Source organism: Pantoea sp. Fr+CA_20, from assembly GCF_024520835.1.
GTDB lineage: Bacteria > Pseudomonadota > Gammaproteobacteria > Enterobacterales > Enterobacteriaceae > Pantoea > Pantoea allii.
Map to the genome: position 1 here is coordinate 200,010 of NZ_JALNPN010000001.1, position 21,749 is coordinate 221,758.

The 21,749-nt window shown below is 56.5% G+C and carries 23 protein-coding genes; 21 read left to right on the plus strand and 2 right to left on the minus strand.

Annotated elements, in window-relative coordinates; genetic code table 11:
- Positions 1 to 30 precede the first annotated feature (30 nt).
- Both NR177_RS00860 and NR177_RS00865 read left to right on the plus strand, forming a co-directional pair.
- Positions 31 to 474, plus strand: a complete 444-nt coding sequence (locus NR177_RS00860; protein WP_015701192.1) for a DUF29 domain-containing protein — start codon at positions 31 to 33, stop codon at positions 472 to 474.
- Between the two features lie 76 nt (positions 475 to 550).
- Complete coding sequence (locus NR177_RS00865) at positions 551 to 787, plus strand: DUF2442 domain-containing protein (RefSeq protein ID WP_015701191.1); 237 nt, start codon at positions 551 to 553, stop codon at positions 785 to 787.
- A gap of 841 nt (positions 788 to 1,628) precedes the next feature.
- Here the strand turns inward: NR177_RS00865 and NR177_RS00870 are convergent.
- Positions 1,629 to 2,381, minus strand: a complete 753-nt coding sequence (locus NR177_RS00870; protein ID WP_256852084.1) for a hypothetical protein — start codon at positions 2,379 to 2,381, stop codon at positions 1,629 to 1,631.
- Positions 2,382 to 2,525: 144 nt separating this feature from the next.
- Between NR177_RS00870 and NR177_RS00875 the strand changes: the two genes are divergently transcribed.
- Genes NR177_RS00875 through pilV form a run of 11 tightly spaced genes read left to right on the plus strand, consistent with a single transcriptional unit; the run spans position 2,526 to position 13,613 of the window.
- Positions 2,526 to 3,821: a TcpQ domain-containing protein gene (locus NR177_RS00875; RefSeq protein ID WP_256852085.1), complete on the plus strand. Its 1,296-nt coding sequence runs from the start codon at positions 2,526 to 2,528 to the stop codon at positions 3,819 to 3,821.
- A gap of 1 nt (position 3,822) precedes the next feature.
- Positions 3,823 to 4,266, plus strand: coding sequence for a type IV pilus biogenesis protein PilM (pilM, locus tag NR177_RS00880; RefSeq protein WP_256852086.1), 444 nt, complete (start codon positions 3,823 to 3,825; stop codon positions 4,264 to 4,266).
- 10 nt (positions 4,267 to 4,276) lie between these two features.
- The gene (locus tag NR177_RS00885; RefSeq protein ID WP_256852087.1) at positions 4,277 to 5,950 is read left to right on the plus strand and encodes a PilN family type IVB pilus formation outer membrane protein; all 1,674 of its coding nucleotides are present in this window, start codon (positions 4,277 to 4,279) and stop codon (positions 5,948 to 5,950) included.
- 2 nt (positions 5,951 to 5,952) lie between these two features.
- Positions 5,953 to 7,242, plus strand: coding sequence for a type 4b pilus protein PilO2 (pilO2, locus tag NR177_RS00890; RefSeq protein WP_256852088.1), 1,290 nt, complete (start codon positions 5,953 to 5,955; stop codon positions 7,240 to 7,242).
- A complete protein-coding gene (pilP, locus tag NR177_RS00895; protein ID WP_256852089.1) occupies positions 7,229 to 7,732 on the plus strand; it encodes a type IV pilus biogenesis protein PilP in 504 nt (167 codons plus the stop codon). The genes pilO2 and pilP overlap by 14 nt, the downstream gene beginning before the upstream one ends.
- 7 nt (positions 7,733 to 7,739) lie before the next feature.
- The gene (locus tag NR177_RS00900; protein WP_256852090.1) at positions 7,740 to 9,302 is read left to right on the plus strand and encodes a GspE/PulE family protein; all 1,563 of its coding nucleotides are present in this window, start codon (positions 7,740 to 7,742) and stop codon (positions 9,300 to 9,302) included.
- Entirely contained in the window at positions 9,292 to 10,407 is a 1,116-nt protein-coding gene (locus NR177_RS00905; protein ID WP_256852091.1) for a type II secretion system F family protein, read from the plus strand. Before NR177_RS00900 ends, NR177_RS00905 begins: the two co-directional genes overlap by 11 nt.
- Positions 10,408 to 10,416: 9 nt before the next feature.
- Positions 10,417 to 11,001, plus strand: coding sequence for a type 4 pilus major pilin (locus tag NR177_RS00910; protein WP_256852092.1), 585 nt, complete (start codon positions 10,417 to 10,419; stop codon positions 10,999 to 11,001).
- A 4-nt stretch (positions 11,002 to 11,005) separates the two neighbouring features.
- Positions 11,006 to 11,491 (plus strand): lytic transglycosylase domain-containing protein, encoded by a 486-nt coding sequence (locus NR177_RS00915; protein ID WP_041456055.1) that lies wholly within the window; start codon positions 11,006 to 11,008, stop codon positions 11,489 to 11,491.
- Positions 11,488 to 12,174: a potassium transporter TrkH gene (locus NR177_RS00920; protein WP_256852093.1), complete on the plus strand. Its 687-nt coding sequence runs from the start codon at positions 11,488 to 11,490 to the stop codon at positions 12,172 to 12,174. The genes NR177_RS00915 and NR177_RS00920 overlap by 4 nt, the downstream gene beginning before the upstream one ends.
- A 5-nt stretch (positions 12,175 to 12,179) precedes the next feature.
- Positions 12,180 to 13,613: a shufflon system plasmid conjugative transfer pilus tip adhesin PilV gene (gene pilV / locus NR177_RS00925; RefSeq protein WP_256852094.1), complete on the plus strand. Its 1,434-nt coding sequence runs from the start codon at positions 12,180 to 12,182 to the stop codon at positions 13,611 to 13,613.
- Between the two features lie 55 nt (positions 13,614 to 13,668).
- Here the strand turns inward: pilV and NR177_RS00930 are convergent, their stop codons facing one another.
- Positions 13,669 to 13,866 carry a hypothetical protein gene (locus tag NR177_RS00930; RefSeq protein ID WP_256852095.1) on the minus strand — a complete coding sequence of 66 codons (198 nt, stop codon included), beginning with the start codon at positions 13,864 to 13,866 and terminating at the stop codon, positions 13,669 to 13,671.
- A gap of 202 nt (positions 13,867 to 14,068) precedes the next feature.
- Here NR177_RS00930 and NR177_RS00935 point away from each other — a divergent pair, with 202 nt between their 5' ends.
- The 8 genes from NR177_RS00935 (at position 14,069) to NR177_RS00970 (ending at position 21,504) form a co-directional block, all read left to right on the plus strand.
- The gene (locus NR177_RS00935) at positions 14,069 to 14,908 is read left to right on the plus strand and encodes a plasmid transfer protein (RefSeq protein WP_256852096.1); all 840 of its coding nucleotides are present in this window, start codon (positions 14,069 to 14,071) and stop codon (positions 14,906 to 14,908) included.
- 11 nt (positions 14,909 to 14,919) lie between these two features.
- Positions 14,920 to 15,633, plus strand: coding sequence for a TIGR03759 family integrating conjugative element protein (locus tag NR177_RS00940; protein WP_256852097.1), 714 nt, complete (start codon positions 14,920 to 14,922; stop codon positions 15,631 to 15,633).
- A 14-nt stretch (positions 15,634 to 15,647) separates the two neighbouring features.
- Complete coding sequence (locus NR177_RS00945; protein ID WP_256852098.1) at positions 15,648 to 16,229, plus strand: transglycosylase SLT domain-containing protein; 582 nt, start codon at positions 15,648 to 15,650, stop codon at positions 16,227 to 16,229.
- Complete coding sequence (locus NR177_RS00950; RefSeq protein ID WP_194761752.1) at positions 16,226 to 16,756, plus strand: integrating conjugative element protein; 531 nt, start codon at positions 16,226 to 16,228, stop codon at positions 16,754 to 16,756. Before NR177_RS00945 ends, NR177_RS00950 begins: the two co-directional genes overlap by 4 nt.
- Positions 16,756 to 17,388 carry a restriction endonuclease gene (locus tag NR177_RS00955; protein WP_256852222.1) on the plus strand — a complete coding sequence of 211 codons (633 nt, stop codon included), beginning with the start codon at positions 16,756 to 16,758 and terminating at the stop codon, positions 17,386 to 17,388. The genes NR177_RS00950 and NR177_RS00955 overlap by 1 nt, the downstream gene beginning before the upstream one ends.
- 462 nt (positions 17,389 to 17,850) lie before the next feature.
- Complete coding sequence (locus tag NR177_RS00960; protein WP_256852099.1) at positions 17,851 to 18,645, plus strand: hypothetical protein; 795 nt, start codon at positions 17,851 to 17,853, stop codon at positions 18,643 to 18,645.
- Positions 18,642 to 20,756, plus strand: coding sequence for a type IV conjugative transfer system coupling protein TraD (traD, locus tag NR177_RS00965; protein WP_256852100.1), 2,115 nt, complete (start codon positions 18,642 to 18,644; stop codon positions 20,754 to 20,756). The genes NR177_RS00960 and traD overlap by 4 nt, the downstream gene beginning before the upstream one ends.
- A complete protein-coding gene (locus NR177_RS00970; protein WP_256852101.1) occupies positions 20,743 to 21,504 on the plus strand; it encodes a TIGR03747 family integrating conjugative element membrane protein in 762 nt (253 codons plus the stop codon). Before traD ends, NR177_RS00970 begins: the two co-directional genes overlap by 14 nt.
- Positions 21,505 to 21,749 lie beyond the last annotated feature (245 nt).

Below are 21,749 nucleotides of genomic sequence, written 5' to 3' on the forward strand. Positions count from 1 at the left end.
ATGTCGTCTGCTCTGCACGGAGGTTCATACATGACAGTACATACGCCTTATGAAAAGGATGTGGTGGCCTGGTCTTCAGAGCAGGCTTCCCTGCTGCGCTCCGGCAAGTTTTCAGAGATAGACTTTGAAAAAATTGCTGAGGAGATAGAAGACGTGGGTAAAAGTGAGCAGCGTGAGCTGGCAAGCCGCATGAGTTTACTGATTGCTCATCTTCTGAAGTGGAAATACCAGCCTTCACATCGTGGCACATCCTGGGAGAAAACCATTAAGGCTCAGAGAAAAGAGATTCTCTATGCTCTGAAGGAGTCACCCAGTCTTAAAACAAAGTTCAGCGATCCGGACTGGATCGAGGTTATCTGGGCAAAAGGTGTGGCTGTTGCATCAACTGAAACCGGCCTCGCTGTTTTTCCTGATCAGCCTGAATGGTCGATCAGTCAGATACTCGACAGCGATTTCTGGCCACTGGCCTGCTGAAAGAAGTTACTGATATAACGAACAGGCGGCACAGTGGAGAAATTCACTGTGCCGTTTTTTTTTGAGGAGAAAAGCAATGACAATCACCCCTGTGAAGGTGGTATTTGACGATAATCTGATGTGGGTGAGTTTAAATGATGGCCGGGTTATTGGCGTGCCGCTGACCTGGTTTCCTTCGCTGGTTAATGCCCCTGCACATGAGCTGAATGCATTTGAACTGAGTCAACGTGGCATACACTGGGATGCTCTTGATGAGGATATCTCTGTTGATGGTCTGCTCACAGTTAACTACACAACCCAGTACCGTCCTTAGCGGGCAACGCCGTCAGGCTGTAAAACTTGCTTTTATGGCCTGACGGCGTTTAAGGGCAGTTATACGGTTAGTCTGCTGATGCAAAGAAAAAGTCTGTCGTACTCAATCAGATTTCCCGGTTTTTATAACTTTTAGTCCGTCGCAAACTCCCCTTCTGGCACAACATGCACACAGGATGACTGACGGATGAAACTCTTACTACGTTTTCTCAGCTGGCTTTACGACGTCACGTTTCTGCGACACGGGGACTTCTTTGTCATTTTTTTAGTGCTGTTCATGATGACTTTTGTGCCGACACTCAGCCTTATGGGGGATGCGCTCAGGGCCTTTTGTGTTACTGCCTTTATTTTCTTTATTTACAGCGCCCTGTTCCGTGACCGACTGAGTGAAGATATTTTTTACACCATCCCATGTGTCTGGTGTTCAGTGCTGCTGTATGTAGTTTTGATGAATCAATTTGCCAGTGGTTTTCGGACTTTGTTTTCTTCTCACGGTTAACTGAGTGGCCTGATGTAACGGGCCTCTTATGTTTTTCTTTAAATCCTCTCACCTTTCATATGAAGGCAATCTGAAATCTTTGCCTAAAGAACCTGAGTTTATTGTTTTATTCAGTGCAACAAGGACGCAGCTTAACAGGCATGAATTTATCTAAACAGGCACAATCAACATGCTTCTCAGGCGTATAGGTGCTGGAACGAGGGCTGTTTTCAGATTTTTGAGCGGGTATCATGTGGTTCCTCGCCTCACGTTCACTGTCACAATCGTTATCTTCGCCGTGTTCCTTTTGTGCATGATTCTGTGTGCATTGTTAAAGGACCAGAGGACCTGCCCGGTGTTACCGTCATCCGTGGGGCAGTCTGCTTCTGAAAAGAAAATAAATACACTCTGCAACAGGCATCGAAATAAAAAGAACAGCCATATATCCCAGAAAGAGTAAGAGCCAGTTGAGTTCAAAAAATAGACATCTCACTTCTCTGTCGATCAGGAACATCAGCGTTATAGAATGAAACACACAGACAAAGGATTTTTGTAAACTGATGACCTTACCATTGATCATTGAATATATTTTTTCCACATGTGAAGGGGGATGAGGTTCAGCATCAGTAACAATAAGCTCACTGGCTGTGAGACTAGCCGCCAGAATTTTTATGTTCCCTTTATGACGAGAAACATACTCATCGTTCAGTTCGGCCATAAACGAGGCTCCGGTCAGCAGCGAGTACCAGCTCCTTCGTTTCATGTGAAACAATCCGAGGGCATTTTCTGTAAACACAATCCTTGCTGGGCCACCTGATTCAGTTTTCTGTGTTTTTCTGCACTTCCTGCTGGTTCCGCGATTACGGTATTTCTCATTTGCTGTTGTAAATATGACCCCGTGATTTCCCCCCGTAATGACCTTCATACCGGCAATGGATTCAAGGCGTTTGCGGGTGGTGTAATGATAAAGCGATGTCAGATTCAGATTTTGGCGGTTTTTAAACACACATATGGCGTGCAGCGAGAAAATGGCCGCACTTGCTGCAGTAAAAATAAATAGTCCGCCATCCCTGTAAATCAGGCCCCAGAACTGTATCTGATCGATTAAGTTGCTCATGCATTACTCCAGTACACCGGTTTTGTAATGTCATCGGCGCGGTCTGTTTTTTCTTCATGCCGGGCTAAGAGTTTCACGTTGTCCGTTTTTACCCCACAGCCAGAATAGCAGTCCTGATTAAGACTATTCCTGGGGTGGAACCTGATGGCAGTACCTTCCGGACAGGCCGCTAAACGTGCCGGCATTATTGCCTGCACTGTGATGCTGGCAGGCTGTGTGAATGCAGCCGCGACAGACACCGCGTCGGTGTATTCCCGCAGCCGCACGCCGGCCCGGTTTGATGATATCTACCGCAACCGCTCACCTGAGGTCGTGCGCTACGATCGCTATACTCTTGTCAGCACCCGCCCTGCCGATGCGCAGCTGGACCCGCTGAACCAGGTGGTCGATATCACCATGCCCGCGCAGCTGGTCAGCACGGTCGGCGAGGGATTCCGCTATCTGCTGCTGGAGTCAGGTTATTCACTGTGTTCAGCAACGAGCGCTGCGTTTTCCGAACTCCTGAGCCGCCCGCTGCCCGCCGTTCAGCGCACCATCGGCCCGCTGAAACTCAGCGAAGCGCTTCAGGTTGTCGCAGGTCCCGCCTGGCGTCTTAAGGTGGACGAGGTGAACCGCGAGGTCTGCTTCGGGCTGCGCGACCAGTACCGCAGTTTTTCAGCGCCGGCTGTCAGCCTCCCGGCCATTCGCCCGGCGATCAGCGCCCCGGTCACCAGGCCATATGCAGCTCCGGTTGTGCAGACTAAAGCCGTATCAGTTCAGACACCTGCATCCGGGCTTGCCAGGAACCCCTTCACCGGCGATGTGGTCACGCCCTCAGGGCTAAAACCGCAGAGCCTCAGCATACCCTCGCCGGTACTGCAGCAGAGTCAGTCGTCAGTAACCTCAGGCAATTTACTGGCCTCTTCACAAAAGCCGGCCCCTTTAGCTTCAGTGGGAACCGCAGCTGCTGCGCACACCACGGCGAAGCAGAATCACGTCGTCATTACGCCGACAGCCGTCAAAACCAAAACTGCCCCCCTGACTACAGTGAATGCCGCACCGAAAGCGTCTTCAGTCGTGCATCAGCAGCCGTCCACGGCTGTCACACCGGCCCCCGCAGCGGACAGCCGTATCGTACCCACTTTTTCGACGGGTACGCCGGTAACGCCGCCTGCCACGGGTCAGACCTGGCGGGCTGAGCCGGGCACCACCCTCAAAGAAGCGCTCACCGCCTGGACGGCAAAAGCGCCCTGCGCCAATGGCGGCAACTGGGTCCTTATCTGGCCCGTTGCGCTGGATTACCGCATCGATGCTCCCCTGGTGTTTCACGGCAATTTCGAGTCGGTTCTGGTGCAGGTATTTGACCTGTACCGGCACGCTGAAAAGCCGTTGTTTGCCGAAGCCAACCGCATCCAGTGCCTGGTGTCCGTCAGCGACACCCCCACGCCCGGAGGGCGCTGAAATGGGTTTAGCCATGCCGGTTATCGCGCTGGCCATGTTCTTCTGGCTGATGGCCAGTGACGCCCAGCGCCGTAATTCAGACGTTGTCACGCAGTCAGTGACCGTGGCCGCGCCCTCGCGGCTTGCCACCGACATGCTGCGTACGGCTGATGCGGTGAACGACTGGCGGCATGGCCGCTCAGTGGGTGACGGCCCCGTTTCGCCAGCGGCGACCGGCATGATGCCGCCCCCTGATGAGCGGATTCAGAGTGTCATCCACAACGGCAGGCTGTGGGTCTGGGTCTCGGATACGCCGGGGGTTTATGCCGCACTCCGTAATCAGTCGACATCCTCTGCGCTGGCGCTGACCGTTGCCGGGGGCCGGCTGCGCATGTTCGACGGCACAGACATGAATCTTTCCCTTCCGTCCGGCGTGACGGAGGGAAGCATTGTTTACCTTAACTGAGGAGCAGCGGATGTCGCGCACCCCACTAAAACTGACGCTGCTGGCCATGGCCGTGCTGCTTTCTGCGTGCTCGGTCAGAGACGTGGCCACCATTGAAAAAGACAACAATACGCAGGGCGATACGGCACAGCGGATACTGCAAAGTCGCCTGGATATGACGCAGCCGGCTGTCGTGTGGGCGGACAAGCCCTGGGTTAACCTGAAACCCATTCAGTCGGCCATTGCGGCGCCGGACGACGTCAGAATGCCGCCCTGTCCGGTGTTTTTTAACAGTCCCGAGGGGCTGACGCTGCCGCAGATAGCCAGCCGCATTAATGCCCTCTGTGGCTTCCGGGTTTACATCTCGCCGGAGATTTCAGCAGCACTTCTGCAGTCCGCAGGTGGCAGCGTTGTCACGTCACAGATGAGCGGCCGCCTTCCGGCACCGGACGACAATGGTCGGGTGCCGCTGGCACAGATGGGTATGCAGGCGCAGCCCGCTGTCATGTCGACGTCTGAACCCGTCCTGTTCCAGGGAACGCGGTTTCAGGGCGATGCGCAGGAAGCCCTGAACATTGCCGCCAGTACGCTGGGTCTCTCAGTCCGCCGCACAACGGGGCGTGTGGATTTCTTTATTCAGGACACGCGCACCTTTCAGCTCGCCATCCTCAATACCAAAGTCGACAGCTCCGCGTCCATTACCTCCGGGGCGGGTGCTCAGCTGGGCAACCAGAGCGGAACAGGCGGCACCAAAGGCGACGTCAGTTCGAATCAGAAAACCAACTACGGCATGAACAGCGACCTCTATAACGATATCCGCAAAACGGTCGAGCAGATACTCACGCCAAAAAGCGGCCGCTACTGGCTGTCTGATGCCACCGGCACGCTCAGCGTGACCGACACGCCTGACGTGCTGGACAGGGTCGGCCGGTATATCGATTACCAGAATAAAGTACTGAAACGTCAGGTACAGCTGACACTGCAGATTGTTCGCGTCACCCAGACCAAAAACGTCGACCGGGGTCTGGACTGGGGCCTGATTGCCAAAACGGTGTCAGGGCTGGGTGCGAGCGTCGGCAGCACCTTTACCGGGGCCCCGTCCAATGCGGGGAGTTTTGGTCTGTCCATCCTGAACAGTGCAACCGGCGGGGCTGAGAAGTTTTCCGGCTCACAACTCATGCTCAGGGCGCTTGAGCAGCAGGGTACGGTCACGATGGCGCTGAACCAGACTGACCCGACGGCCAACCTGACGCCAATAGCCTACCAGCTGTCCAACAATACCGGGATGCTCAACAGCTCAAGCTCCACGGCGGTGGCCAACGTGGGGGTGACGTCCAGCCAGACCGTAACAAGCATTACCACCGGCCTGTTCATCACCATGCTGCCTTTTGTGCAGGAAAATGGCGATATCCAGCTTCAGTTTGCCTTCAGCTATACCACGCCGCCAAACATTCAGAGCTTTATCAGCAAAGACGGGAATACCCGTAACGACGTGGCTAACACCGCGACCGAAGGCCTTGCCCGCAAGGTCAACCTGCGCGCGGGGCAGACGCTGGTGCTCACCGGTTCAGAACAGCAGAACGCCTCCTCCAACAAGCAGGGAACGTTTACGCCTGAGAACTTCCTTCTGGGCGGCGGTCAGAGCGGCGCGAAGAGCCGTTCAACGCTCGTCATCATGGTTACACCGGTTTTGCTGGGGCAATAACGATGAAAATCTCTAAAAAAGCGTCACACCTGCTCAGCTCCGGCGTAACGGTCAGGGACAGAAAAAACCGCCGCGAATGGGTGGCCGGCATGGAGTGGGAGGAAGCTCAGTCCGGTATTCAGTGGCTACGCCACGGCACCCGGGCAGCGGACACGCACTACCGGATTCAGGGGGCTCGCCCGCATGCTCTGGTGGGGAATGTTTCTCCGGGCCGGACCCGCAGCGGCCTGTATTCACTGGCTCTGGCCTTTCAGCTCAAAGAAAGCGGCAATGCCTGGGGCATCTACCGGCTGAGCCGTGAGCATGACAGCTGGGTGTTTCTTGCCATAAGCAACGGACACCTCTCGGTCATGGGCGACTTCACCGGCACCCGGGCTGATGCAGAGTCCGCCGCCAGAAATTTCCTACATTTCAACGAATACGAATCGGGTGAATTCCGCTGTGTTGCTGCAGCGGAAGAGAACATCGACGTTCTTTCTGTTACCTCAGGCCTCACAGGCGCTCAGCTCAAACGCTGCCGTCTCCGCCGTCGCCTGAGCCCCTCGGAAGTCGCACTCCCTTCACTGGTGCTGATGGTATTGCTGTATGCCGGCTGGTATGCCAAAGACACCCTCAGCGAACGGGCGAGACTGGCCGCCGATGAAGCCGCGTTCCGCGCAAGGATGGCCATGACGCCGGCAAAACCTGTACTGCCTGCCTCAGCGCCGCATCCCTGGGCGCATCAGCTGCCGGTGCCTGTGATGCTCAGCTTCTGCTGGCTGACGCGTGAACCGCTGTACGCCTCTGTTGCCGGCTGGCGCGTTTCAGATGCGGAATGCATTCCGAAGGGCATCCGCCTGCGCTACACCGCCACGCCGGGCGCGACGGTGAGTGATTTTGCCAGACGCGTCAAAGAGTTGTTTGGCCTCGATGCAGTCTTCAATCTTCAGGAAGGCGACAAAAACGGGGATGTGTTTATCCCTGCCCGGGTTAACACGGGGATGTTTGAAGATGAAAAGCTGCCCGGTACTGATGCGCTTCTGATGCGCTTTATCTCTCATCTGCAGCGGCGAAACATTGATGTGAAGTTTGACGAAGTCAAGCCGCCTGTTCTTGCCCCCGGGCAGGAAATGAAAACAGCACCGCAGGACTGGCGGGAATTCACCTTCATCATCAATTCCCGCCTGCAACCTGAGCTGCTGTTTCAGGGGCTCGATGCGACGGGGATTCGACTGACGAGCGTGGCCATCACCATGAACGAGCAGGCGAAGTTCAATTACACCATTAAGGGGAGCGTTTATGCGCAGAAATAGCCCTGCAGTTATCGGTCTGCTGCTGTCATGGACGCTGATGCATCACGTTCAGGCAGCAGACAGCGGCGCTCTTCCGCCCAACGTCACCCTGGGCGAGCTGGAATCTGCTCAGGCACAAAACCTGTTGCTTGAGCAGAGGGTACAGACGGCGCGACTGCAGCAGCAGCTGCGGGAGAGTCAGACGCCCGTCGCGTCTGCGCCAGCGCTGTCAGCCGTCGTTCCGCCGCTCTCCTCTTACCCGCAGGCCGGGCAGATGCCGCCATCATCTGCACAGGTGAAAGAGAGCAGCTCATCGAACGCTAAGTCTGCCGGCATCCGGCTGGTCGAGATTTACGGTAAGCCCGGCCAGCTCCGCGCACGCCTCCTGTTGCCGAGCGGCGGTATCGCCGAGGTGGTGAAAGGTGACCAGATCCCCGGTACGGCAAAGCGCGTGACGGCCGTGACCGAAACGCTCGTGCGTCTCAGCGACGACACCGAACTTTCATTCTGAGGTGACCATGAAACCGGCTAAAGAAATTGCTGACTTTGTGTTTGCAGAACAACACCCGACCCAGGGCGTCACGCTGCTGATTGATAAAAACCGCCGTCAGGACCCGGCCATACAGCGCTGGGCCATGGATATGGCGAAACAGCACCCCGGCGCAAGGACGGAATTCGTTACGCTCAGTGAACTCAGCCAGCGCCGTGAAAGCGCTGTTGCTCAGGGGCTGGTTGTCACGGAAAACGACCTCGACAAAAAAGACGTCAGCCGCTCTCAGGATAAGGTGCTGAGTTATTTCAGCCTCGCGTATGAGCTTCATTCCTCAGATATTCATTTTGAGATTAGCGCAGACCGCAAACTCACCATTATCAGGATGCGCATCCACGGTGAGCTTGAGGTGATTGATGAGCTCACCGATGAGGAAGGTATTACCCTCGTCTCAACGGTTTACATCTCCATGTGCGATGTCCGCGAACAGTCTTTCTACATGGGGCGTGAGCAGTCGGGCCGTGTTGACGCGAAGTTTGCCCGTCAGGCCGGATTATACGGGGCACGTTACGAGCATCGCGCCACGCCTGACGGGCTGTTTGTCGTTATGCGCATGATCCCCGATGACAGCAAAAATATGCCAACGCTGCCTCAGCTTGGCTTCCTGCCCGAACAAATCGGGCTTGTGATGCAGCTGCTCCGGCTGCCCTCGGGTATGGTTCTTCTGACGGGGCCAACCGGCTCAGGCAAGAGTGCCAGTATGCGTTCGTTCTGCGAGCTTTGGATGAAACTGACGGGCGGCAAAAAGCTGCTGCTGACGCTGGAGAACCCGACCGAAGGCCTGATGCCCGGAGCCATTCAGACTCAGGTTATGCCGGATGATAATACTCCCGAAGCCATCAGCCGGGCGTGGAACAACGGCAATGCCTCCTCGCTGCGACTCGATCCGGATGCGCTGGGAACGGGGGAAATGCGTGACCTCTATTCCATTCTTGCGGCTATTTATGCCTGCGAAACAGGGCACCTTTTTTTCTCAACCCTGCATACCAAAACCCCAATCGGCGCCCTCCGGCGCATGGAACTCTTCGGCATTGACCGCCGCCTTCTGGCTGACCCTTCTCTCATCGTCGGGCTGATAGGCCAGCGACTGGTGCCCCTGCTCTGCGAGAGTTGCAAAATTCCCTGGTCCGGTAAAATGACTGAACTCGATACGGAGACCCGCGAACGACTGGAGAAATACTGCAACGTTGAAGGCGTCTGCACGCCACAGCAGCTTTTCTTCCGAAACCCTGAAGGTTGTGAATGCTGCAGAAAGGTCGTTCCGTTCAATGGCCGGATGGTCAGTAAAGGTGTTACAGGGCGTGCCGCAGTGGCAGAGGTCATGCGTACGGATGCCCGAATGATGAAAATCTGGCTGTCAGACGGGCCTGATGCCGCGCGTCTGGACTGGATCAAACGGGGCGGTATCTCACGCCTGATGCACCTCATGCGCTATCTTGCCGAGGGCAGGGTCGATCCGCTGGAAGCTGACCTGATTTGCCCGCTGGATGAAGACGAACACCTGCACAGTGAGGCATCCCATGTCGCGTAATCTGCGTTTCAGGACAGAGCGGGACATGTCCCTTTTTGAACGATGCCGCTATCACGCCGTGAGACTGACCTTCACCGGCGCACACCGTCAGGTCTTTTACGAGAACATGCGTTTTCTGCTGGAAAACCGCAAGCCGCTGGACATTACCCTGAAAATGATTGCCGATGTGCACACCAGTTTTGGTGAGAAGTGGCATCCCTACCGGGAACTGACCGAAGACTGTCTTGAAGGGCTCAGCGATAACACCCCGGGGCGGACGCTCAGCGACGTGCTGGCCATATGGGTGCCTTACGAAGAAGCCGCGCTCATCAGTGCGGGAATGCGGACAGGGAGAATTCCTGTCTCCCTGGTACAGGCAGACAAACTCATCAGAGCCCGCCAGCGCATCCTTAATCAGGTGGTTTTTGCTTCTGTCTATCCGCTGGTACTGGTTGTACTGGGTGGCGGTCTGCTGGGCGTCAATAACCTCGCGCTTGTTCCGATGCTGAGTAACATTTCCGACCCGGCAGGCTGGACGGGGGCGCTGGGCTTCATGAAAGATCTTTCGGACTGGACGGCTCAGTGGGGCCCTGCAGCGGCATTTACGGGTGCAGCTCTGACTATGGCCAGCCTGTGGTCCCTTCCCCGGTGGCGCGGCCGCCTGCGCCGCATCGCCGATAACTTTCTGCCCTGGTCTTTATACAAGGACCTGCAGGGTGCGGTGTTTCTGATGAATACCGGTGCGCTTCTGGGCGCCGGCGTACCTGAGCTGGATGCACTGGAGCTTCTGAACAGTTTTGCTCCCCCCTGGCTGCAGGAACGCATTGAGGCCGCCATGGACGCCATGAGCGAGGGGAATTCTCTCGGCATGGCGCTGCGTGAGTGCGGCTATGACTTCCCCAGTCGTGAGGCTGTTAACTACCTGTCACTGCTTGATGACGGCAAGGGTTCAGCCGAAATGATCAGCAACTATGCCGACCGCTGGCTTGAACAGACACTGAAACGCGTGGCCCGCAGGGCCAATACGACCAAATTTTTTTCAATGCTCATGATTCTGGGGTTCTTTGCACTCATCATTCTGATGGTCATGCAACTTCAGGATACAGGCTCATTTAACCTTCGCTGAGGACATGCCATGTCTGTTTCAAACAATGCCGTAAAAATTAACCCTGACCGGGGCTGGGGTTTTAGTGAACAGGGCTATATCGCCCTGGGTTATCTCCTTGTTATTACCATTGTGGTAATAGCCGGCTGGAAACTTTTGCACAAAAAAGACACCGCCGTTGAGGTCACCAGCCTGCAAACCATGCTGAGCAACGGCGTGGCCCTTAAAGGACGTAACGGATACGATTATTCCAGCGGTGCCTCCATGACTGGCACCCTTATTAAAAGAGATCTCGCACCGTCCGGTTATACCGTTCACGGCACCCCATCTTCTGGTACTGCCACCCTGACAAACAGTTACGGTGGTCAGGTCGTCATCTCCCCGGTTGCGGTCAATGGCTACAACAATGCGTTTTCAGTAACAACCCAGAGCCTCCCGCAGTCAGCCTGTATTGATGTTGCATCCGGTATGAACTCATCGGGCACGTCTAATACGCTGACCATCAACAGCACGGATTTCAGCGATGGTGCCAGCTCTGAGACAATCTCACAGGCCTGTACCGCAGACAGCGGGCGCACCGGCAACAACACGATTGTCGTGACCCATAACGGCTGATGTTATGTCTCGCCCGGTACTGGTTGTGATGATGTTTATGACGCTGTTTTGTGCCCGCGCGCAGGCATTCTGCTTTGACGCGGCGGGCGCTAAATACCATATCGATCCGCTTCTGATTAAGGCGATCGCGACGGGTGAGAGCGGCCTGCGTCCGGGCGTTACCCACATCAATCGTGACCCGAAAACCGGGCGGGCCGTCAGCACGGATTACGGACTGATGCAGGTGAATTCTTCGCATATTCCGTCGCTTGTGGCGCAGGGGTTAATCAAAAGCCCGCAGGATCTGCTGACGAAACCCTGCCTCAACGTACAGACAGGCACCTGGATTCTGGCCTCGCATTTTCAGGTCTGTGGCGTCAGCTGGAACTGCCTGGGGTCGTACAACGCCGGATTTCGAAAAGACCGGCACGAAACCCGCGAGTCCTACGCCAACCGCGTTTATGCCATTTATAAAAAACTGCTGTTAAAAGAGCGGGGAATAAAACTGTGACACTGCTGACCCTGAGTATGCCCTGGCAGTTTACTGCCGCGCTGTTTCCTGTGTTTCTCTCATTGCTGAGCCTTATCGCCAGACACGTCCGTAAAAGCATCGGCCTGTATTACCTCCCCCTTAACCGGGGTGAAAATGAGGTCACCGCCGCTGCCGTCTGCTGGCTGTTTGCTGCTGCCGCCACGGCGGTCATGCTCTCTCCGCTGTCACAGCGACTGCCCGCCTTTTTTTTCATCCTGTTTCTTTTCAGGCTGACGCTGACCGATGCCCTGACGGGGTTGCTGCCGCGACACATGACCGTCAGTTGTCTGCTGGCCGGTCTGGCGGCTTCACTCTGGATGCCCGTCAGTGACGGTTCCGGCACCGCGTTGTCTGCCCTGGCGGGTCACGCAGTTGCCTGCCTGGTCGTCCTCGTCATGGTCGGTGCCTTAAGGCAGTTCAGTATTATGCGCGACGGCAGAGAAAACCCGGCGCTGGGCGACGTGTGGCTGGCTGGCGCTGTCACGGCCTGGCTTGGCTTTTCAGACGGCTGCTGGGCGATCGGAACAGGCGTTGTCATGTTTACACTCTGGCAGGCGCCGAAACGCCATACGGGCGAAGGCGGCCCGCTGGGACCATGGCTGTCTGCGGGCGCCGTGACAGTGACCCTGATTCAGCTCTATCAACCCATTGTGATCTGGTGAATAACATGCCTGCTCAAAAATCTCACGATCGTGGCTGGGCCCTAGTCAGCACCGGGATTGCGCTCATGGTTATGCTATATATGTCCGTCTGGGGCGGTTCGCTGGTACGCGACTGGAATGACAGACAAAACTGGCTCAGGAGCGCCACGCAGGCATCCCGGTTCACGCAGGCCGTGAAAAGCTACACGGGCCGTTACTACGATACGCTGTTGTCGACCGCACCCGTCACGGTGACGCCGGCCATGCTGAAAAATACGGGTTTTCTGGAGCCGGGATTTACCGAAAACAACGATTATGGTCAGCAGTATCTGGCCACGGTGGTGCGTAATCCGTCCCAGAATAACCAGCTGCAGGCGCTGGTTTACACGCAGAATGGCAGTCCTTTGCCTTTTGTGGCCATGGATCAGATAGCCGTCAGCATCAACGCGGGGATGGGCGGCTACATCGATACAGCAGGCACGGTTACCGGCGCCCGGGGTGGCTGGTCGGCTCCTCTTCAGACCTTTAACGCAAACACCACGCCCGGCCATATTGCGGCACTTCTGACCACAGACGACCTGGGCGCCTCCCGTGCAGAGAGTGACCGGTTATACCGCTTTGCGGTGAACGGCAAACCCGACCTCAACACCATGCATACCAGTATCGATATGGGCGGAAATGACCTGAACAATACGGGCAATGTGAACGCGGCAAACGGCAATTTCAGCAGCAACGTCACGGCGAACGGCACCGTAACGGGTCAGGATGTGAACGCACGCGGCAACATGTCTGCCGGCAACAACATCACGGCGAACGGCGATATTCGCAGTAACAGTGGCTGGCTCATCACCCGCGACGGTAAAGGGTGGCTGGATGAAGCGCACGGTGGCGGTTTTTACATGTCGGATAACGACTGGGTTCGCGCCGTTAACGATAAGAGCATTTATACCGGTGGCCAGCTTCAGGGCGGAACTGTCAGGTCAAACGGCCGGCTCTCCACGGGGGATGTCCTTCAGCTTGACGGGGTAAGCAGTCCCGGTGCGGGATGCGGGCCAAACGGTCTGGTCAGCCGCGACTGGAGTGGCGGCATACTCTCCTGCAAAGATGGTAAATGGGTGGGTATGAAATCAACCGGCCAGTACGCTGACCTGGGTTATATCACGGGGCAGTATAATGGCTATAACGGTCAGCCTTATACCATTACCGTTTATGCTACAGGCGGCTCCCCGACTGTCCACAGAGAAGTGGGGGATGGTGGTGACTGCACTAACACTTACGATCTTACTGGCTACTCCGGAGGTAAGTATGTTGCGCAGGCGCACGATAATAATCCGGGCTGGGCAAAAATGGGGTTTATCAGTTTTGAGGTGCCGGCTAATACCAGCTTCAGCATCGTTTCCAACCCCTTACCTGAATACGGATGTTCACCGGGCGCCTTCAGCGGCTTCATTTACCAGTGATATCTGTATACAGAACGGGCGTGCAATAAAAGACCGCCCTCTGGCGGTCTGAGTTTCATACTGCTGACCGGGATACCCGGGGTTGCTCTTCTCTGATGTGTTCTTCGGGTGTTTCTGCCGTGTCGGCTATCCCCGGATGGCCGTTATAGCCGCTGCGGTGCCAGGGCAGCGGCCTGACATGCGGAATGTCTCTGGCCATTGCGGTAAAGGTGACGAACATACACAGAGCTGCAAAACGGAATCCCGCTTTCATGTGCTTTCCTCCTCGCTGTTGAACAACCGGAGCTATCCTGCAAAAAATTCCGTAAAGCTGCGTCAGTCAGATTTAAAGCTCCTGAGTAGCCTGTAACGGAGTCATAAATCTTTGAAAGCGGCTGATGAGTTAATCATCGCCAGTGCTGCGTTAATTTTGCACCTTATGGCCGTTCTGCTGTGCAGCCATAAGGAATTCACCGATGTCACTTTCCCATGCCTCACCTGATGAACTGGTTGCGCCCGTTTCGGGGGCCAGCGTCACAACAGATGAGCCCGTTGTTTCTTCGCCAGCAACTGAAAAACGCCAGCCCGACATACGGCGACTGTTGCGTCAGGGTGGCGCGGCCTTTGTGATTATCGCTCTCCTCAGCACCCTGACGGCTTCTGCCGTCCTGCTTGTTCGCGTGTCGAACCTGACAATCCGGGTTAACACCCTGGATGCCGCTTTCCGCAGCGGCGAGATTGGCCAGCTGTCTTCGAACGTTACCATCATGCAGGAAAAGCTGAAAACGCTGGAAAAACAGGTCTCAGCGCTTTCGCCGTTGCAGGACAAAGTCACCTCGATGTCGACTGAACAGCTGAAACTCAGCACCCGTGTGAATCAGCTCAGCGATGCCAGCCTTTCCGATCAGCAGTCTGTTGAGCAGTTACAGCAACAGTTAGGACAGCTTCGTCAGGAGGTTCAGACGTCGGCCTCAGCCATCGAGACTCTGAAACAACAGGCAGTGGCCACGCCAAAAGCCTCTGAGCCGGAAAAGGCTAAGCCGCAGTTGTCTCAGAAGGCTGTTTCCTCACCAAAAAAGGCTAAACGGTCAGTCCGGCACGCGGTGATGCCGGCTGCACCGTTTGAGCTGACCGGCATCGAACGACGCGGCGGCCAGACCTTTGCCGTCGTCATTCCCCGTGGCGTCACCGTGATTTCCTCAATGCGCCTGCTCTCACCCGGTGACGGCTTTATGGGCTGGACCCTGCGTGCGCTTGAGGGCAACGCCGCGCTGTTCAGCGTTAACGGCAGTGCCGTTCGTCTTCAGGTTCAGTAAAAGGAAAACCCATGAAAAAAACACTGACTGTACTTCTCATATTACTGCCGCTCTGGGCGCTGGCATCCACAGCGCAGACGCCGGCAGTTAACAGCCGTGTGGCACCGCTTCAGGAAAACACCTCTTCCAGTCTGAGCACTCAGCAGCAGGCCCAGCAGTGGGGGTTATCTGACAGCGACTGGAGCCGTTATCAGACGCTGATGAAGGGCGAGCGCGGGATCATGTCACCGGGTCTGGACCCGCTCACGGCGCTCGGCGTGGAAACCGACAACAGCGCGGAACGTCGCCGCTTGGCTGAGTTGTGGGTCAAACACGAATATCAGCGAACCGAGAAGGAGCTCGCTTTTCAGCGTGACGTCAACGCGGCCTGGCTTCGCCTCTATCCGGAAACGCTGGCGGTAAACATGGGCACTAACGCGGCCGGCATTGCGCACGACACGCAGGGTCGCCTGGCGCTGTTCCTGAAGGAGAACTGCTCACGCTGCGATGCGCGTCTTGCCGCCGTGCTGGCTGATAACCGCCCCGTCGACCTGTATCTGGTCGGCATCGACAGCGATGACGGCCTGCGTGCCTGGGCCGTTAAGCACAACATCCCGGTGGAAAAAGTCCGCAGCCGTCAGATAACGCTTAATCACGATAATGGCCTGTGGTTCAGGTACGGCATGGGTCAGATGCCGGTCATTCTGCAGCAGGAGGAGACCGGATGGCAGGTCGCGGCGTACTGAAGAAGGTGGCTGTCATGATCTGCTTTGTCAGTTGCGTCTGCAGTGCGGCTGAAAAGCGCCAGGTCATTCCGGATGCCTACCGGCAGATAGCGGCAGCAGAGCGCGTGCCGGCAGAGTCGCTTTATTCGCTGGCCATGGCGGAGAGCACCCGCAAAACCGCATGGGGTGCAAAACCCTGGCCGTGGACCATCAACGTAGCCGGCCGGGGTTATCACTATGAAACGCGTGAAGCGGCCTTCACCGCGCTGCTCGGGTTCATGCAGCGCTGGCCACTGAAGAACATCGATGTCGGCGTGGCTCAGGTCAACCTGGGCTGGAACGGGCATTTTTTCCCGACCTACCGCGACGCCTTTGACCCGTATCTCAACCTCCGTGCCGCCGCCCGCATACTTCGCGCCTGTTACGAAGCACGCCCCGGCAGCTGGTTAAACGCGGCTGGCTGTTATCACCATCCGGCCGGCGGTAAAGAGGCGCAGACCTACATCGCCATCGTCCGCCGCAAGCTTGGCCAGATTGCCCCGGTGTCATTGGGTGCACAGTCTGTCACGCCGGTCGAGCTCGCCAGTAACTCCCTTACCTGGATCGAACCGAAATGATGAAACGCAACTGCTTTATCCGTAACGCTCTGTTCAGCGCGTGTCTGCTCTCCGTCGTCACGGGGGCCAGCGCGGCGCTGGTTGTGGTCGGTGACCTGGGTGGTGAGCCCACAGCGCCGTACTTTGATGCCATTAACGCTGACAAAGATGCTGTTGCCGGTTCACCCTCCGTGCCTGCAGCACCGCCTGAATCGCTGTCCATATCCGACATGCTGCCCGTCAGCACGCCGGAAATGAGCCCGGGCCCGGTCACTCCTCAGCCGCTTGAGCTTTCAGGCATGCCGCCGGTGTTTGTGGTGGGTGACGACAGCCTGTCAAAACAGTGGCTTTCACAGCATGCGGCAGCGCTCAGTCAGATGCATGCCACGGGTATGGTTGTGAGCGTGAAAGACGCGGCTGCTCTGAGCGCGCTTCGTGCGCTGGTGCCGTCCACAGAGATGGTGCCGGTGAGCGGCGGTGATCTTGCCCGCCGCCTGCACCTGGTCCATTACCCCGTGCTGATTACCGAAAAGGGGCTGTCCCAGTGATACCGGTGTCTGTTATTGCGGAGCTGGTAAGGGGACATCCGGTAAAGGTAGCGGTTGCTGTGGCGCTGGCCCTTGTTCTGGTGTGCCTGCTTTCTCCTTTCTGTCTCAGGAGCGCCAGTGCGAGGCGCCATCGCCTTTATCAGAAACGCGCCGCATCAGCACTCTCCCGCCTGCCGCAGCTGCCTGATGACGCAGCCCGCATGGTCTGGCTGCGCAAAATGAACCCGTATGTGTTTGAGGAGATGCTGCTGACGGCACTATCCCGCCAGGGGTTTCGTATCAAACGTAATGCCAGCTACAGCGGAGACGGCGGCATGGACGGTCAGGTCTGGATAGCCGGCCAGCGCTGGCTGATTCAGGCGAAGCGCTACGGTGCCACGATCAACGCACAACACGTTGTTGCATTCGGAGAGCTGGCCCTTAAGGAAGCGTGCGGTGGGCTCTTCATCCATACCGGGCGCACGGGTGAAGTCAGTCGTGAAGCCTTCAGACGCTGGCCAAATGTCACGCTCATCAGCGGCAATCGTCTGCTTCAGCTGCTTGCCGGCGATCGGCGCTGGCTGGATTTCAGCGACAAAGTCCGACAGCTGTCGTCACTGGCCCGTTCTTCATCCACCTCAACACACCCGTAAGGAACCCGTCATGCGCATATTCCTGAAAACCGTGCCAGCCGCTGTCAGTAATCTACTTCAGTCTGTGGGGATAAATAACGCACTCTCATTCATCATGAGCCCTGTACTCTGGCTGCTGGCATCGTTGGCCTTTCTCTTCCTTTACCTGCTCAAAATCGTGATTCTGTGGCCCCTGATGTGTTTTACAGCAATGACGGCAGTCATCACTACCCTCATTCCGGTTCTCATGCTGACAAATCCGCTGTTTACACCTGATATTGTGACTCACGGGATAATGAGGGTATTTCATCAGTTACCTTATATCTGGCTGGCATTCATCCTGCTGAGCTTTATGACCGACGTGCTGCTGTGTTTACGCCGGGAATATAACCGGGAGTTTGGGAGAGCATGTGGCTTTATATATAAAAGTGGCAGAGGCCAGGCATCCGGTAGTGCCTTACCCTTTAAACAGAGGGCGGAGCCATGAGCGAATTTCTGTCGAAAATTAACGCAAACCCGCCACACTGGGCAGGCGAGCTTATCGAAGCCTGGGATGACACACTGCTTTATCAGTACGCTGGTTTTCTCAAACGGCATCACTGGACGGAATCCGGCACGATCAACGTCTTCTGCATCAAAGGCACATCGCATCCGGATTATCAGGGCCTCAGCTGGTCTGAGTTTCTGCAACAGGGCAAACACATGGCCAGTAACCTTGCCCTCATTGAGAGCAATCAGGCTTACTATGAGTGCTACACGTCTTACTATTCTGAGATAGCAGCCAAACAGCCCGCTATGTGTTTTAACAGCTACAACGGCATTGACTGGTATGTTGGCGCAGACGGTAATCACCGTGCTGCCCTGGCACGATTTCTGTTTGACTACCTGGGAAGGTCTTATCTGCACGGAGTGCAACTGAATCATTATGAGTTCAATGTGCCGCTTCTTGACGTGTTTCTCGCCCTCAGGGAAGAGCTGAGTCTGCACACGGCGCAGGGTTTTTTCATGGACCTGAGCGTTAATCGCGTTCACCGCTGCAGAGAGAGTAATCCTGGCTGGAAAACAGACATTTATTCCACCTCTCTTTATTTCAGCACCGGCTCGTGGAGCCGGCGTTATGAGCAAAATCCGGCTGTCAGAGCTGTCAGCGAAGCCCGTGAAATTACTGCTCCGGCTGAGGGCATTGAGCTGCTGGTTGCGCTCAGGCTCTGGCGTGAACGACGCATGGCTAAGCGTAATGGTGTTTTCAGCTGGCTGTCTGGCAGGAGAGATTTATGAGCGATCGCTATGTCATGGAGTCGCTGCTCCGGCCCGCCGTCGAGCTGTATTCAGCAACCGTTGCCGGCAGCGCCACGTTTATCTGCCTGACGGCGCCCTGGTCTGTTGCGCTGGCGCCCTCGGTAAGCTGGGTGACTGCTGCGGGCTTTGGCGTGCTGGCGCTGAAGCGCACTTCTCAGGGATTAAAAATACTGCGCTACCGCCGCAATATACGTCGCCTTTCCCGCTATGCGCTGACCAGTGACCAGATACCGGTCAGCCGCCGGCACCTGTTCCTCGGCAAAGGTTTTCAGTGGTCGCCCCGGCACACCCAGCGGCTGATGGAGGCCCGCCGTCCTGAATGCGAAATTTACGTTCAGCCTTCGGTCATGTACCGCCTGGCCCGCGAGCTGGAAAAAAAGATGGAGTACAGCCTGCCGTGGCTGTGCCGGATGACGTCGGCAGACTCTGCCTTAAACCCGTTCCGGCCGCTGCCCCCGGTCGGCGGCAGTTCCGTTTATCATGGCGTTGAGCCTGACGAGGTTAACGTCATGTCTGACCTGGGCGAACGCGTAGGCCATATGCTGGTCATGGGTACCACCCGCGTCGGCAAAACCCGCCTGGCAGAGCTGATGATTACCCAGGATATCCGACGCCGTAACGCCGCCGGCGAATTTGAGGTGGTTATTGTTTTTGACCCCAAAGGTGACGCAGACCTGCTGCGGCGTATGTATGCCGAATCGCACCGCGCCGGACGTCAGGACAACTTCTGGGTTTTCCATCTGGGCTGGCCGGACATCAGCGCCCGCTATAACGCCGTGGGTCGTTTCAGCCGTATCTCCGAGGTTGCGTCGCGCGTCGCGGGTCAGCTCTCCGGCGAGGGAAACTCTGCCGCCTTCCGTGAGTTTGCCTGGCGGTTCGTTAACATTATCACCCGTGCGCTGGTCGCCCTTGGCCAGCGTCCGGATTACAGCCTCATCCTGCGTTACGTCACCAACATTGGCGAGCTGTATGAGACCTATGTCGATAACCTGCTGAGCGAGAAGGCTCCACAGCTGGTCGCTTCGATGCAGGCTATGATGGCGCTCCAGGTAGCAGACAGAGATTTGCCCCGACACCTCCAGGGGCGGGAGAACGGTAAGAAAATCTGGGCGTCTGAGCAGGTGCTAGGCAGTCCTGAGGGTAAAAAGCTCTGGGACCCGGTCCTGGATGGCCTTCGCAGTGCGGTGCAGTATGACCGGACGTATTTCGACAAAATTGTGGCCTCGCTGCTGCCGCTGCTGGAAAAACTCACTACCGGAAAGACGGCCGCGCTGCTGGCGCCCGATTACACCGACCTCAGCGATCCGCGACCGATACTCGACTGGCACAATATCATCAAGTCTCGCGGTGTGGTTTATGTCGGCCTCGATGCACTGTCTGACCCGGTAGTGGCCGCCGCCGTGGGTAACAGCATGTTTGCCGACCTGGTCTCTGAAGGTGGCCATATCTATAAGTTTGGTCTGGGCGATGAGGGCGACAAAAAAGCCGGTAAGGCCGTCATCAACCTGCACTGCGACGAGTTTAACGAGCTGATGGGCGATGAGTTTATCCCGCTCATCAACAAGGGGGGCGGTGCCGGCTTTCAGGTTACGGCCTACACGCAGACGCTGTCCGACATTGAGGCCCGCATCGGGAATGCGGCCAAAGCCAGCCAGGTCATCGGTAACTTTAACTCTCTGGTCATGCTCCGTGTTCGCGAAAAAAACACGGCCATGCTGATGACCGACCAGTTACCTGAAGTGGGGGTGTATCAGAAAACCCTGACATCAGGTGTGACCGATGTCTCCCGCCCGGGGGAAGGCACGGACTTTAACAGTAACGTTAACGATCAGGTGACGCTGGTTAAGGTGCCAATGATAAGTCCCTCTGACATCATCAATCTGCCGAAAGGTCAGGCCTTTGCCCTGCTGGAAGGCGGAAGGCTGTGGAAAATCCGAATGCCGCTGCCGGTCAGCGACGACAGTGACCGCTTTATGCCGGCGAGCCTGAAACAGCTGGCTGACACGATGGAGAAAAACTACCACAGCGGCGAATCCTGGTGGACGGGTGGCGACGCCGGTATTCCGGGAGGCCTTCATGTCCCAGAGTGACGGCGGAAATACCCGGCAGAGCGCTCCCGCGAAACACAGACACCCGGGCCCTTTTACGCTGCTGCTGTGGGACATGCCGCTGAGCCTCATCGGCATCCTGATTGGTTCGCTGTTCGTCAGCCTTGGTGTTGAATATGCGTGCATGACGTTCCTCTGGCCAGACGAGGGTGCCACGCACAGCTATCAGGTGATGCTGGCTGAAAGTCACTGGCTTTCATCGGGATATACCCGAAGCCTGCTGATGGCCACGCCGGTGGAAACCATCACCCGCTGGGTTCAGGCCGCCTGGCACTGGCTGTTTGTGGACAGCGGATTCAGTCACTGGCTGGCCTCTTTCAGGGAAACGGGTCAGAAAGGTAGCGGTCTCATTCCGTCCCTGAACGGCTTCAGCGCATCCCTCATCAGCAGGCTGGGAGAATACCTGCAGGCCACGCTGTGGGTGACGCTGATTTTCTTTATCCGCGTGATGATCCTGTTTCTCAGCATCCCGCTGTTCGGGCTGGTCATCATCACCGGCATCGTTGAGGGACTGGTCAGGCGTGACCTGCGTCGCTACGGGGCAGGCTACGAATCAAGTTTTGTCTATCACCACGCCAAACGCTTCGTTAAGCCTGCGCTTTACGGGCCCTGCATGCTGTATCTGGCCTGGCCGACCGCAGTCTGGCCAAATCTGTTTTTGCTGCCCTCTGCGCTGCTGGTTGGTGGCGTCCTGGCTGTTGTGACGGCGTCGTTCAAAAAGTATATATGAGCGCCTCCCGTTTGCCAGGCTTTGTACTTCATGACGGACAGGACGATTGCGGCTATATATCCGGTCTTTATGCAGCTGCGAAAGCGGCTGCTGACCCTAATGAAATCCGCTGACCCACGCCTCAATTATCTCTGCGAACCCGGAGTTCGGTACTTCTTTCAGGCTTGGTGAGTCCCGGTCTGACCTGTTCTGTCATTACATACACTGCCTGTGCAACCTGTTGACGTTCTGCTTATACATTGTGA

Excerpts from the sequence above, each read along its gene's own strand:
- NR177_RS00860 (WP_015701192.1), top strand. The coding sequence starts at position 31 with ATGACAGTACATACGCCTTATGAAAAGGATGTGGTGGCCTGGTCTTCA.
- NR177_RS00865 (WP_015701191.1), top strand. The coding sequence starts at position 551 with ATGACAATCACCCCTGTGAAGGTGGTATTTGACGATAATCTGATGTGG.
- NR177_RS00870 (WP_256852084.1), bottom strand. The coding sequence starts at position 2,381 with ATGAGCAACTTAATCGATCAGATACAGTTCTGGGGCCTGATTTACAGG.
- NR177_RS00875 (WP_256852085.1), top strand. The coding sequence starts at position 2,526 with ATGGCAGTACCTTCCGGACAGGCCGCTAAACGTGCCGGCATTATTGCC.
- pilM (WP_256852086.1), top strand. The coding sequence starts at position 3,823 with ATGGGTTTAGCCATGCCGGTTATCGCGCTGGCCATGTTCTTCTGGCTG.
- NR177_RS00885 (WP_256852087.1), top strand. The coding sequence starts at position 4,277 with ATGTCGCGCACCCCACTAAAACTGACGCTGCTGGCCATGGCCGTGCTG.
- pilO2 (WP_256852088.1), top strand. The coding sequence starts at position 5,953 with ATGAAAATCTCTAAAAAAGCGTCACACCTGCTCAGCTCCGGCGTAACG.
- pilP (WP_256852089.1), top strand. The coding sequence starts at position 7,229 with ATGCGCAGAAATAGCCCTGCAGTTATCGGTCTGCTGCTGTCATGGACG.
- NR177_RS00900 (WP_256852090.1), top strand. The coding sequence starts at position 7,740 with ATGAAACCGGCTAAAGAAATTGCTGACTTTGTGTTTGCAGAACAACAC.
- NR177_RS00905 (WP_256852091.1), top strand. The coding sequence starts at position 9,292 with ATGTCGCGTAATCTGCGTTTCAGGACAGAGCGGGACATGTCCCTTTTT.
- NR177_RS00910 (WP_256852092.1), top strand. The coding sequence starts at position 10,417 with ATGTCTGTTTCAAACAATGCCGTAAAAATTAACCCTGACCGGGGCTGG.
- NR177_RS00915 (WP_041456055.1), top strand. The coding sequence starts at position 11,006 with ATGTCTCGCCCGGTACTGGTTGTGATGATGTTTATGACGCTGTTTTGT.
- pilV (WP_256852094.1), top strand. The coding sequence starts at position 12,180 with ATGCCTGCTCAAAAATCTCACGATCGTGGCTGGGCCCTAGTCAGCACC.
- NR177_RS00930 (WP_256852095.1), bottom strand. The coding sequence starts at position 13,866 with ATGAAAGCGGGATTCCGTTTTGCAGCTCTGTGTATGTTCGTCACCTTT.
- NR177_RS00935 (WP_256852096.1), top strand. The coding sequence starts at position 14,069 with ATGTCACTTTCCCATGCCTCACCTGATGAACTGGTTGCGCCCGTTTCG.
- NR177_RS00940 (WP_256852097.1), top strand. The coding sequence starts at position 14,920 with ATGAAAAAAACACTGACTGTACTTCTCATATTACTGCCGCTCTGGGCG.
- NR177_RS00945 (WP_256852098.1), top strand. The coding sequence starts at position 15,648 with ATGATCTGCTTTGTCAGTTGCGTCTGCAGTGCGGCTGAAAAGCGCCAG.
- NR177_RS00950 (WP_194761752.1), top strand. The coding sequence starts at position 16,226 with ATGATGAAACGCAACTGCTTTATCCGTAACGCTCTGTTCAGCGCGTGT.
- NR177_RS00960 (WP_256852099.1), top strand. The coding sequence starts at position 17,851 with ATGAGCGAATTTCTGTCGAAAATTAACGCAAACCCGCCACACTGGGCA.
- traD (WP_256852100.1), top strand. The coding sequence starts at position 18,642 with ATGAGCGATCGCTATGTCATGGAGTCGCTGCTCCGGCCCGCCGTCGAG.
- NR177_RS00970 (WP_256852101.1), top strand. The coding sequence starts at position 20,743 with ATGTCCCAGAGTGACGGCGGAAATACCCGGCAGAGCGCTCCCGCGAAA.